At 72.1% G+C, this 12,024-nt stretch carries 8 protein-coding genes and 1 pseudogene; 7 read left to right on the forward strand and 2 right to left on the reverse strand.

The window, feature by feature from the left end; translation table 11 throughout:
* Positions 1–364 (forward strand): annotated as a pseudogene (locus tag FNH04_RS30310) (collagen-like protein); the annotation flags it as partial.
* 73 nt (positions 365–437) lie between these two features.
* Positions 438–1,670 carry a DUF5005 domain-containing protein gene (locus FNH04_RS30315; protein ID WP_152788971.1) on the forward strand — a complete coding sequence of 411 codons (1,233 nt, stop codon included), beginning with the start codon at positions 438–440 and terminating at the stop codon, positions 1,668–1,670.
* Here FNH04_RS30315 and FNH04_RS30320 read toward each other — a convergent pair.
* On the reverse strand, positions 1,609–2,649 hold the full coding sequence (locus FNH04_RS30320; RefSeq protein ID WP_322724259.1) for a bile acid:sodium symporter family protein: 1,041 nt from the start codon (positions 2,647–2,649) through the stop codon (positions 1,609–1,611). The two genes, FNH04_RS30315 and FNH04_RS30320, sit on opposite strands and share 62 nt — an antisense overlap.
* A gap of 145 nt (positions 2,650–2,794) precedes the next feature.
* Between FNH04_RS30320 and FNH04_RS30325 the strand changes: the two genes are divergently transcribed.
* From FNH04_RS30325 to FNH04_RS30345, 5 genes are all read left to right on the forward strand, one after another.
* Complete coding sequence (locus tag FNH04_RS30325; protein ID WP_322724260.1) at positions 2,795–3,667, forward strand: LysR substrate-binding domain-containing protein; 873 nt, start codon at positions 2,795–2,797, stop codon at positions 3,665–3,667.
* 460 nt (positions 3,668–4,127) lie between these two features.
* The gene (locus tag FNH04_RS30330; protein WP_152788974.1) at positions 4,128–5,954 is read left to right on the forward strand and encodes an AMP-dependent synthetase/ligase; all 1,827 of its coding nucleotides are present in this window, start codon (positions 4,128–4,130) and stop codon (positions 5,952–5,954) included.
* A 417-nt stretch (positions 5,955–6,371) separates the two neighbouring features.
* Positions 6,372–7,631, forward strand: a complete 1,260-nt coding sequence (locus FNH04_RS30335) for an ABC transporter substrate-binding protein (RefSeq protein ID WP_322724262.1) — start codon at positions 6,372–6,374, stop codon at positions 7,629–7,631.
* Positions 7,632–7,653: 22 nt separating this feature from the next.
* Positions 7,654–10,380 carry an ABC transporter permease subunit gene (locus tag FNH04_RS30340; RefSeq protein WP_152788976.1) on the forward strand — a complete coding sequence of 909 codons (2,727 nt, stop codon included), beginning with the start codon at positions 7,654–7,656 and terminating at the stop codon, positions 10,378–10,380.
* Positions 10,377–11,189: an ABC transporter ATP-binding protein gene (locus FNH04_RS30345; protein ID WP_152788977.1), complete on the forward strand. Its 813-nt coding sequence runs from the start codon at positions 10,377–10,379 to the stop codon at positions 11,187–11,189. Before FNH04_RS30340 ends, FNH04_RS30345 begins: the two co-directional genes overlap by 4 nt.
* Here FNH04_RS30345 and FNH04_RS30350 read toward each other — a convergent pair.
* Positions 11,177–11,899 carry a heparin lyase I family protein gene (locus FNH04_RS30350; RefSeq protein WP_152788978.1) on the reverse strand — a complete coding sequence of 241 codons (723 nt, stop codon included), beginning with the start codon at positions 11,897–11,899 and terminating at the stop codon, positions 11,177–11,179. The two genes, FNH04_RS30345 and FNH04_RS30350, sit on opposite strands and share 13 nt — an antisense overlap.
* Between the last annotated feature and the right edge of the window lie 125 nt (positions 11,900–12,024).

Consider the following 12,024-nt stretch of genomic DNA (forward strand, 5'->3'; position numbering starts at 1 on the left):
GCCCACTGGGGCGTCCGGCGCCCCGGGCGAGCCGGGTCAGCCGGGTGCTCCGGGCGCTGACGGAGCGAACGGTGCCGACGGAGCGGCCGGGGCCGAGGGTCCGATGGGACCGCCCGGCGCCTCGGGTCCGGCCGGGGAGAAGGGCGAGCGGGGCGAGAAGGGAGAGGCGGGGGCTCCCGGACCCCAGGGCGATCCCGGTCCGGCCTGTCCCGACGGGTACACGCTTCAGGTGCCCGCCGACGACCCGGACGCCCTGGTCTGCCGGCGCTCCGGCGCGGCGGTCCCGCCCCCGGCTCCGGACCCCTCGGCGGTCATTCCCGTGCCGCCACCCGTCCTGCGCCGCCGGGACCTCACCCCGCCATGAGCCCACCCGCGCCGCGGCTCGATCCCGCGGCGCCCCATGGACCGGGTGGGCGGAGGCCACTACCGTCCCGTCAATGCCCGACGACGGACGAGCACGACGGCGGACGGGGACCGGGCTGGGGATCCTCCTGGCCGTGGTCCTCGCGGCCGTCCTGCTCACCGCCCTCCCGGACGACCGGGAGGGCGGCGGCGCCTGCACGGCCCGTACGGTGCGGTCCTGGAGCGCCGACACCGAGCCGACCGGTGAGTTCGCGCGGTACGGCGACGACGGGACACGGACCGACGACTGGACCGGCGGCGACGGCACCCACTCGGTACGGCTGCCGGACGGACGGGTGCTGTGGCTGTTCTCGGACACGTATCTCGGCCAGGTGCACGCTCCGCCCAATCCGGTCGGCGAGTCCGTCGCGTGGCGGGACGCGTCGGCGCCGATGGTGCGCAACTCGGCGGTGGTGATGTCCGCCTCGGGCCGGCTGCTGTCCACACTGCCCGCGCCGGTCTTCGCGGACCCGGCGCCGGAGCAGTGGCGCTGGCCGGTCGCGGCACGTGTCGAGCCGCGCTCCCCCGGCTCCGCCGAGCGGGTCGTACGGGTGCTCCTGTGGACCCGTACGGCGGGTCGGTCCCCGTGGATCTACGGCGTGCCCACGGCCACCGAGGTCGCCACGCTCTCCCTGCCCGACCTGCGGCTGGAGGGCGTCACGACGGTGCTGGACCAGGCGTCGGTGACCGACCCGGCCGAGCGGGTGCTGTTCGGTACGACGGCGGTGGACGCGGGCGACTGGACGTACGTCTTCGGCGGCGACGACGCACAGGCCGCCTCCCGCCCGGTGTCGCGGGCGTACGTCGCCCGCGTGCCGCGCGGCCGGCTCGGTGAGCCCGGCGCCTGGGAGTACTGGGACGGAGAGCGGTGGGCGGTGCGCGGCCGGTCGGAGCCGGTGCTCGGGGACGGGCGGCGCCGGGGTGTGGGCAGCGCGTTCACCGTGGTCCGCGACGGCCGTACGTACGTCCTGTTCACCATGGCGGCGGGCACCCGGGGCCTGACCACGATCACCTCGTACTGGTCCTGCTCCCCCACCGGCCCCTGGCACGGACCCGCGAAGGGCTTCAGCCCGCCGCTGCCCGAGAGTGGCGTGGCGGCGTACAACCCGCAGGCCCACCCGGCACTGAGTGGCGGCGGCAGCCGGCTCGTGCTCAGCTACGACGTCAACTGGCTGGACGCGAACGCCGTGTCGGCTCAGGCGAACCTCAGCCGGAACGTGTCCCTGTACCGACCGCGGTTCGTGTCGCTCCGTCTCGGTCGTGAGTGACGTCCGGCTCCACCGGGTCGTGGGAACGGCGCTTGGCGATAACCGCGCACACCATGAGCTGCATCTGGTGGAACAGCATCAGCGGCAATACGGCGAGCGAGGCCTGCGCGCCGAACAGGACGCTCGCCATGGGCAGCCCCGCGGCCAGGGACTTCTTGGAGCCGGCGAACTGGATCGCGATCCGGTCCTCACGGCCGAACCGCAGCGCCTTCGCGCCGTACCAGGTGAGCGCGAGCATCACGGCGAGCAGCACCGCCTCGACGGCCAGCAGTCCCGCGAGGCGTACCGGGCTGACCTGCGACCATATGCCGCGCACCATGCCCTCGCTGAACGCGACGTAGACGACGAGAAGGATCGAGCCACGGTCGACGAGTCCGAGGATCTTCTTGTGCCGGGTGACGAAGCCCCCGATCCAGCGGCGCGCGACCTGCCCCGCGACGAACGGCACCAGCAGTTGCAGCACGATCTCGACGAGGGAGTCCGCGGAGAACCCGCCCGCGCTGCTGCCCAGCAGGCTCGCCGCGAGCAGCGGGGTGAGGACGATGCCGGCGAGGGAGGAGAAGGAGCCCGCGCAGATCGCCGCGGGCACGTTGCCGCGCGCCATCGAGGTGAACGCGATCGACGACTGGATGGTCGAGGGGACGAGGGTGAGGAACAGCAGGCCGGTGTAGAGGGAGTGCGTCAGGAACACCGGTTCGAGGGCCCGGGCTCCCAGGCCGAGCAGCGGGAAGATCACGAAGGTGCAGGCCAGGACGGTGACGTGCAGCCGCCAGTGCTTCAGTCCGTCGAGGGCCTCGCGGGTGGAGAGCCGGGCGCCGTAGAGGAAGAACAGGAACGCGATCGCCGCGGTGGACGCGCCCGAGGCGACGTCGGCGGCCGTACCCCGCGCCGGGAGGAGAGCCGCGAGGCCCACCGTCCCGAGCAGCAGCAGGATGTACGGGTCGATCGGCAGCCAACTCGGCCACTGCAGGCGTTTCACGGTGCTCCACTTGCTCGTTCTGTTCTTGCGACTCCGGGGGCGGAACGTGCCCTCTCCATCGTGCTCCTGATCACCGCGATCGGGAATCCCGCATACCACTCTGACTGTCATCACGGTTGACGATGACCGGGTTAGGCTGGACCCCGTGTACGACCCCTCCCAGCTGCGCACCTTTCTCGCGGTCGCCCAGACGCTGAGCTTCACTCAGGCCGCTCTGAGGCTCGGGCTGCGCCAGTCCACGGTCAGTCAGCATGTGCGCCGACTGGAGGACGCCACGGGGCGGCAGCTGTTCTCGCGGGACACCCACTCCGTGGAACTGACCGAGGACGGCGAGGCGATGCTCGGCTTCGCGCGCCGGATCCTGGAGGCGCACGAGCAGGCGACGGCGTTCTTCACGGGGACCCGGCTGCGCGGGCGGCTGCGCTTCGGCGCGTCCGAGGACTTCGTACTGACCCGGCTCCCGGAGATCCTGGAGCGGTTCCGCAGCGACCATCCCGAAGTGGACCTGGAGCTGACGGTGGAGCTGTCGGGGACACTGCACGAGCAGCTCGCCGCGGGCAAGCTCGACCTGGTGCTGGCCAAACGCCGACCGGAGGACCCGCGGGGTGACCTCGTCTGGCACGACCGGCTGGTGTGGATCGGGGCGGAACGGCTGCGCCTCGACCCGGACCGCCCGGTGCCGCTGATCGTCTATCCACCACCGGGGATCACGCGCGCGCTGGCCCTGGAGGCGCTGGAGCGCGAGGGCCGCGCCTGGCGTATCGCGTGCACGAGCGGCAGCCTCAACGGGCTGATCGCGGCGGCCCGCGCGGGCCTCGGCGTGATGGCGCACTCCCGGGGACTGGTCCCCCCGGGCCTGGTCCGGGTGCCCGACCGGGCGGGGCTGCCCGAACTGGGCGAGGTCGGCTTCGTGCTCGTCCACGGACGGCGGCCCGGTTCCGCCCAGGGCGCCGCGGACGCGCTCGCGGCGGCGATCCTGTCGGGCGGCGACCGGCTGCACCGCGGTCGGCGGGGCTGAGGTCCCCGGCGGGTGTGACGGTGGCGGTGGCCCGTGCGCTGGTACTGATGTCGGAGGTCGCGGGGCCGCGCGACCTCCGACCGTGGGGGCCGGGAACCGAAGCGGCGTGTCCCGGCCCCGCGGCCTTGCCTCTCCCCCTCCCACGACTCCTGCCGGTGACGCGAGTACGCCGGAAGCGGAACTTCCGGGTTCGCGTACGCAAGGGCGCACATCGCTCTCCGGACCGCCCGGGCTGTCCGCACGTACAGATTCGGTGGAGATTGGTGGAGATCGATGGAGATTACGGGACCGAAACTTACTCCCCCGTAAGGAATTCTGTCCGACCCTTCCGCATGTGCGCGTATTTTCCACTGCTGACCAGTGCAAATGTGAGCCTTGTTCGAATTCACACCCCCTCCCGCCCCGCCTCCGCGTGGGGTAGCTTTCACGGCGCTGTGGGGAGCGCCGTGAGGAGCGGGGATTGCGCGAGTTCACCAACCCTCCGTTGGAGTCGGCACCGCCCGTGGGCGGACTGGCCGACATCGTCTACGAGTACGCCCAGGACGACCCCCTGCACATCGCGCTCGGCCGCAAGGACGAGTACGGACACTGGCGCGATGTGAGCTCCGCCGAGTTCCGCGACGAGGTGCTCGCCCTCGCCAAGGGGCTCCTCGCCCAGGGGGTGCGGTTCGGCGACCGGGTCGCCATCATGTGCCGTACGCGCTACGAGTGGACGCTCTTCGACTTCGCCCTGTGGTCCATCGGCGCCCAGGTCGTTCCCATCTACCCCACCTCCTCGGCCGAGCAGGTCTTCTGGATGCTGCACGACGCGCAGGTGTCGGCCGTGATGGTGGAGCACGAGGACCACGCGATGACGGTCGCCACGGTCGTCGAGCGGCTGCCGCAGCTGCGCAAGCTGTGGCAGCTCGACGCGGGCGCCGTCCACGAGCTGTACGAGGCGGGCGCGCACCTCGACGACGACGTGGTGCACCGGCACCGGCGCGCGGTCACACCCGAGTCGACGGCGACGATCATCTACACCTCCGGCACGACCGGACGCCCCAAGGGCTGTGTCATCAGCCACGGGAACTTCATGTTCCAGGCGGACACCGTCATCCAGCGCTGGGCGCCCCTCTTCCGCTCCAGGAAGGGCGAGGAGGCGGCGACCCTGCTGTTCCTGCCGCTCGCACATGTCTTCGGGCGCATGGTGCAGGTCGCCGGGATCCGCGGGAAGGTCAAGTTCGGCCATCAGCCCCAGCTCAACGCGGCGGCCCTGCTCCCCGATCTGGCCGCCTTCCGGCCGACGTTCTTCCTGGCCGTGCCTTACATCTTCGAGAAGGTCTTCAACGCGTCGCGGCGCAAGGCCGAGAAGGAGGGCAAGGCTGGCCCGTTCGAGAAGGCCGTCGAGATCGCCGTGAACTACGCGGACGCCCAGGAGGCGAAGGCGTGGGGCACCGGGCCGGGCCCGTCGGCCGGTCTGCGGATGCAGCACCAGCTGTTCGACAAGCTCGTCTACTCCAAGATCCGGACCGCGATGGGCGGGCGTGTACGGCACGCGATGTCGGGCGGCTCGGCGATGGACCGGCGGCTCGGTCTGTTCTTCGCCGGGGCGGGGGTCCACATCTACGAGGGGTACGGCCTCACCGAGTGCACCGCGGCCGCGACCGCCAACCCGCCCGGGAAGACCCGGTACGGCACCGTCGGCCAGCCCATTCCGGGGATGACCGTGCACATCGCGGACGACGGCGAGATCTGGCTGCGCGGCGACAACGTCTTCCAGGGCTACCTCAACAACCAGAAGGCCACCGACGAGACGCTGCACGACGGGTGGCTCGCCACGGGCGACCTGGGCTCACTCGACGAGGACGGCTATCTCACCATCACCGGGCGCAAGAAGGAGATCCTGGTGACCTCGGGCGGCAAGAGCGTCTCGCCCGCGATCCTGGAGGAGCGGGTGCGGGACCATCCGCTGGTCGCCCAGTGCATCGTCGTCGGCAACGACCGGCCGTACATCGCGGCCCTGGTCACGCTCGAACGGGAGGCCGTGGACCACTGGCTGCAGATGCGGGACAAGCCGGAGATGCCCCCGGCGCAGCTGGTGCGGGACCCCGATCTGGAAACCGAGGTACGGCGGGCCGTGGTCGCGGCCAACACGCTGGTGTCGCAGGCCGAGTCGATCCGCACGTTCCGGATACTCGCCCAGCCGTTCACCGAGGAGCACGGGCTGCTGACCCCTTCGCTGAAGCTGAAGCGCAAGGCGATCGAGACGGCGTACGCGGCGGAGGTCGAGGCGCTGTACAGGGCGTGAGGTGTGAGGGCGCCCTCGGCGGAGGGGATCGCCGCGGGTGCCCTCGGCGGAGGGGATCGCCGCGGGTGCCCTCGGCGGAGGTGACCGCCACGGGGGCTCCGCCCCCGGGCCCCGTGTCGCCCGAACGGCTCTTCCACGAACGCCGGACGGACTGAATTCCGCGAGCGGGGCCCGCCTCAACGCGCAGCCCTCCACGGCAAGGATCCCGCAGTCGGCGCCGAGGGTACGGGCCATCCGCCGCCGTCGTTCGGCCCCGCCCCGCGACCGCCGGACGGCAGTCGCGGGGCGGGGCGGGACGCGGCCATGCCGGGACGACTGTCCATTTGCTGACGCCTCATCAGATAGCGCCGCGCCGGTTATTGACGGTGCATCAGATCTGACGCACGCTTTCGGTCACTCGACGCAAGGGGGCCGACCGTGTCGCGATCGATGCGTTCCATCACCGCCGCTCTGGCCGCTCTGTTGCTCGTGAGCGGATGCAACTCGGCCGCCACGAGCGGGGGTTCGGACAGAGCCGGAGGCGAGGGTGCCGTGCGTGGGGTGACCGAGGACTCGGTCAAGGTCGGCGGGATCGTCTCGATGACGACGAGTACGGGGTACTCGAAGAAGGACACGGACCTAGGGGCGAGGGCACGGTTCGAGCGGGCCAACGCCGAGGGAGGCGTGGGCGGGCGGAAGATCGAGTATCTGGGTGCCGAGGACGACGGGCAGGACCCCTCGAAGAACCTCGCGGCGGCACGGAAACTCGTCCAGCAGGACAAGGTGTTCGCGATCGCCCCGATGAGTTCGACGACCTTCTCCGGTGCCGACTTCCTCCAGCAGCAGAAGGTGCCGACGTTCGGCTGGGGCACCCTTCCGTCGTTCTGCGGGCCGTCGTACATCTACGGCTTCGGCGGGTGCATGGTGCCCACGCCCGGCGGGACCATCTCGCAGACCTGGCCGGAGGGGCTGAAGAAGGTGACGGGCGGATCCGAGGGCAGGTCCGTCGCGATCCTCGCCAACGACAGCGACGCCGGCACGTTCGCCATCCGCACCTACAAGCAGAGCTTCGCGTCGGCGGGTTACGAGGTGACGTACGCCGAGCCGGCCGTACCCGCCGGTTCCGTACCGAGCGACTGGTCGGCGTACACCAAGGAGATCCTGCGCAGCGACGGTGGAAAGGCTCCGGACGCCGTGGTGTCGGTGATGCAGACGCCGTACAACATCGGGCTGTTCACGGCGATCAAGCGGACCGGGTACAAGGGCGTGCTCACCGACCCCACCGACTACGACCCGGCCCTGCTCGCCAAGGACGCGACGAGGAAGGCGCTCGACGGGGTCCACGTACTGACGTCGTTCCAGCCGTTCGAGCAGGACAGCGCCGACATGCGGCAGTTCCGGGAGGACATCCGGAAGGCGGCGGGCAAGGATGTGCCGCTCAACATGCACATGATGACCGGGTACATGTCCGCCGATCTCTTCCTCGCCATCGCCGGGAAGGCGGGCGAGGACCTCACCGTGGAGTCCTTCCAGAAGGCGGCGAACGGCTTCTCCGACACCGGCACGATGGTCGGCGACCGGGCCGAGCCCAAGGGGCAGAAGGAGTCGTTCGGGTGCGGGGCGCTGGTGCGGTTGAAGGACGGGAAGTACGTGGTGTCGGCGCCCTTCACCTGCTATCCCCCCATTCCCTTCAAGTAGCGGTCGGGTGGGAGGACTCGGGATGTCCGACCTGCTGGGGTTCGTGCTGAGCGGGCTGGTCTCGGGCGCGCTGTACGCGCTGCTGGCGACCGGGCTGGTGCTGTCGTACTCGGCCTCCGGGCTGTTCAACTTCGCGCACGGCGCCACGGCGTACCTGTGTGCGCTGGCCTTCTACGAGCTGCACTCGGGCCTCGGCTGGCCCGCCGTGCCCACGGCGCTGCTGCTGGTGTGCGGGGTGGCGCCCCTGCTGGGCTGGGGTCTGGACCGGCTGATGTTCCGGAAGCTGGCGCGCGTCGGGGAGACGGCCCAGATCGTCGCCACCATCGGGCTGCTGGTGGCGCTGCCCGCGCTCGGGCTGTGGATCGTGGAGCTGCTTCAGGACGCGGGGGCGCCGGTCAGGCCGGCCGAGAACCAGTTCGGGCTGCCCGGGGTCGGGCCGAGTCCGGCGGTGTCGTGGCAGCCGGTGGACGGGGTGGGGGTCGACTCCGACCAGCTGATCACCTGGGTGGTGACGGCCGTGGTGGCCGTGGGGCTGTGGGTGCTGATGCGGCACACCCCGCTGGGGCTGCGGCTGCGCGCGGCCGTCGACAACCGGTCGCTGGTGGAGCTGCGCGGGATGAGCGCGGACCGGCTGTCGTCGGTCGCGTGGATGCTGTCCAGCGGGCTCGCGGGCCTCGCGGGCGTGCTGGCCACTCCCCTGCTCGGGCTGTCCGCGCACGACTTCACACTGTTCCTGTTCGTCTCGGCGACGGCGGCCGTGCTGGGCCGCTTCGCCTCGGTCCCGCTCGCCTTCGCCGGGGGGCTCGGGCTCGGGGTGCTGCAGAACCTGGTCGCGGGGTACGCGTCGTTCGCCGAGCGGATCACCGGGTTCCGTACCGCCGTGCCGTTCCTGATCCTCTTCGCGGGACTGCTGGTGCTGACGCGGCGGCAGCGGACGGCGGGGACCGCGGCGGTCGACGCGCCGCCGGTGGACCATCTGGCAGGACGGTCGTGGCGGCGGCGGTGGGGCCCCTGGACGGTGGCGGCGGTACTGCTGGCGGTGGCGTTCTACACGGTCACCACGCCGTTCTGGAGCGGCGTCCTCGCCCAGGGGCTCGCGATCTCCCTCGTCTTCGTGTCCTTCACCGTGGTGACGGGGCTCGGGGCGATGGTGTCGCTGGCGCAGGCGACGTTCGTGACGGGTGCGGCACTGGTGGCGGGGCTGCTGATGAGCCACGGGTGGCCATTCGCGGGGGCGGCGATGGTGGGCACGTGCGCCGCGGCCCTGCTGGGCGCGCTCGCGGCGCTGCCCGCGCTGCGGCTGGGCGGCCGGTCGCTGGCCCTCGCGACGCTCGCGCTGGCCTTCCTGGCCGACCAGGTGCTCTTCCAGACGGGCTGGCTGAGGAACGGCGACACGGGCTGGGCGATCCCGCGGCCCGTGCTCGGCCCGGTGGACCTGTCCGACGACCGGGCGATGGGCGTGGCGATGGTCGTGCTCGTCACGGCGGTCGTGGCGGCGCTGAGCGCGCTGCGCGACTCGCCGTCCGGGCGGGCCATGCTGGCGGTGCGGTCGGCCCCGGCGGCGGCGATGGCCTCGGGAGTCTCGGTCGTGCGGACCAAGCTGACGCTGTTCACGCTGTCCGCCGGGCTGGCGGGGTTCGGGGGCGTGATGTACGCGTCGTACAGCACCCGGATCACGGCGACCGACTTCACGGCCGTCACGGGGCTGGTGTGGCTCGCGGTGGTCGTGGCGGCGGGGGTGCGGCGGCCGCAGTACGCGGTGGTGGCCGGGCTGGTGTTCGCGGTGGTGCCGCATCTCATGGCGGACTACGTGACGGAGTCCGCGCATCTGCCGGTGATCCTCTTCGGTCTGGCGGGGCTGGCCCTGGCGAACGATCCGGACGGTTACTGCGCGGCGCTGCCGACCCGGCTGCACCGCCGGCGGGCCAGGATCACCGCGGACGCCCCTGAGCGGTCCACGCCCCAGGGGGCGCCCACGCCCGGGGCGGCCCTCGAACTGCGCGGGGTGCGTGCCGGGTACGACGGTGCCCCGGTCCTCCACGGCGTCGACCTCGCCGTACACCGCGGTGAGATCCTCGCGCTGCTCGGGCCCAACGGGGCCGGGAAGTCCACCACGTGCCGGGTCGCAGCGGGGCTGCTGGCGCCGTTGTCCGGGCAGGTGTACGCGGCCGGGCGCGACACCACGCGGGAGGGGGCCGTCGCACGGTCACGGGCCGGAGTCCTGCTGGCGCCCGAGGGGCGCGGGATCTTCCCCTCGCTCACGATCGACGAGAACCTCGCGCTCCGGCTGCGGGCGAAGGGCGACCGGGACGCCGTGTACGAGCGGTTCCCCTCGCTCGCCGCCCGGCGCGGGGTCACCGCCGGGTCGCTGTCCGGCGGGGAGCAGCAGATGCTCGCGCTCGCTCCGCTCCTCCAGCGCCCGCCCGGGGTCCTGATCGCGGACGAGCCGTCCCTCGGTCTCGCGCCCCGCGTGACCGACGAGGTGTTCCGTCTCCTCGTCGAACTGAGGGACGCCGGTACGGCCCTGCTGCTCGTCGAGGAGAAGGCGGCCGAGGTCCTGGAGGTCGCCGACACGGTCGCGTACCTCGCCCAGGGGCGGGTGGCCTGGTGCGGGCCGCGCGCCGAGGTGGAGGCGGACCGGATGACGGAGGCGTATCTGGGGATCGGGGCCGGCGGCCGGACCGGGGCCCAGGGGCCCGACGCGCCCGGTGACCAGGGGCACCGGCCCCAGGAGGTGCCGCAGTCATGAGCACCCCCACGAGCACCCCGCTGCTCCGGGCCGCGGGCATCGGCGTCCGCTTCGGCGGGGTGCGTGCCCTGGACGGGGTGGACCTCGCCCTGCGTCCCGGCGAGGTGTGCGGGCTCATCGGTCCCAACGGGGCGGGCAAGACCACCCTGTTCGACGTCCTGTCCGGGGTCCGCCGCCCCGACGGAGGCCGCGTCCTCCTCGACGGCACGGACATCACACGCCGCTCCCCCGTGTGGCGCGCCCGGCACGGTATGCGGCGCACCTTCCAACGGCAGCAGTTGTTCGGCCAGTTGACCGTGGCCGACAACCTCGTCGTGGCCCAGGAGTGGCACGGCGGCGGGGGCGGGCTCGCGGCCGACCTGCTGGGGGCGCCGATCCGGCGGCCGTACGAGAGGGCGCGGCGCGAGCGGGCCGCGGCCGTGCTGCGGGCCTGTGGTCTGGAGGCGGTCGCCGGGTCGTACGCGGCGGCCCTGCCCGTCGGGCGCGCCCGCATGCTGGAGCTGGCCCGCGCGGTCGCGGACCCGCCCCGGGTACTGCTGCTGGACGAGCCCGCCTCCGGGATGACGGCCGAGGAGAGCCGCGCCCTCTCCTCGGTCGTGCGCCGGCTGGCCGCCGAGGAGGGCTGCGCGGTCCTCCTCGTCGAGCACGACGTCTCCTTCGTCATGGAGCTGTGCGAACGGGTCGTCGTGCTCGACCTCGGCCGGGTCCTCGCCGAGGGGACACCGTCGGAGGTACGCGCGGACCCACGGGTGAGGGAGGCGTACCTCGGCACGGGAGTCGTGAACCGGCCTCCGGCTCAGACGAGTTGATAGCCGCGCATGTTGGTGAGCAGCATGTACGTGTTCTGGAGGGAGCCCGACGTGTCGCCCAGGGAGCGGTAGATGCCCCACTTGGGGCGGACGCGGTCGGCGAGGAAGGTGTCGACGCCGGTCCTGGACGCGTCGATGACGGTGCTCGAGCCGCTCTTGAGGATCCAGCGGACCGAGCCGGCCGAGCCGTTGCCGACCTTGATCTGGAAGTCCACGTCCGTCCACTTGTCGTGCAGCGGGTCGAGGGGGGTACGGCCGACGAGGATGTCGTCCTCGAACAGCTTCAGTTCGATGGTCTGCGCCCCGTTCACGCGGCGCAGCGACTGCACGACGATCGGCGAGCTGCCGGTGCCCGGCTGCTTCATCTGCATGATGTGGGTGAAGGTGGTGGTCGCCTTGAGCGAGCTCGGGATGTACATCGAGTAGGTGACCCGCCAGGTCTGGCCCTCGGTCCACCTGAGGAAGTTGCCGCCGCTGCCGTTGCGCAGGCCGGTGACCTCGTGGCGCTGGCGGTCGGTCGAGGTGTCCCGGTCCACGGTGTGCATGGTGAAGCGCCAGTTGTCGCCGGTGGCGTGGATGTGCGGTGAGGCGGAGGTGTGCGAGTCGGCGCGGTCGTCCTCGATGGTCTCGAAGGCGCCGAGCCCGTCGGCGCTCGCCGACGGGGACCACTTGAGCTGCCAGGAGGCGGCGTGCGCGGGGGAGGAGGGCAGGCCGACTGAACGGCTACGCGGCGGACGTGTTCACGCCGGAGGACCCGAATCGCAGCGAGGTCAACCGGGAGATCCTGAAATTCGACAACGTCGTGGTCAGCTCGCACCGCGCCTTCCTCTCCGAG

The sequence above is a fragment of the Streptomyces phyllanthi genome (assembly GCF_009377205.1).
Lineage (GTDB): Bacteria > Actinomycetota > Actinomycetes > Streptomycetales > Streptomycetaceae > Streptomyces > Streptomyces phyllanthi.

Bases quoted from the DNA above. Each gene is read 5' to 3' on its own strand.
- FNH04_RS30315 (WP_152788971.1), top strand. From the start codon at position 438: ATGCCCGACGACGGACGAGCACGACGGCGGACGGGGACCGGGCTGGGG.
- FNH04_RS30340 (WP_152788976.1), top strand. From the start codon at position 7,654: ATGTCCGACCTGCTGGGGTTCGTGCTGAGCGGGCTGGTCTCGGGCGCG.
- FNH04_RS30345 (WP_152788977.1), top strand. From the start codon at position 10,377: ATGAGCACCCCCACGAGCACCCCGCTGCTCCGGGCCGCGGGCATCGGC.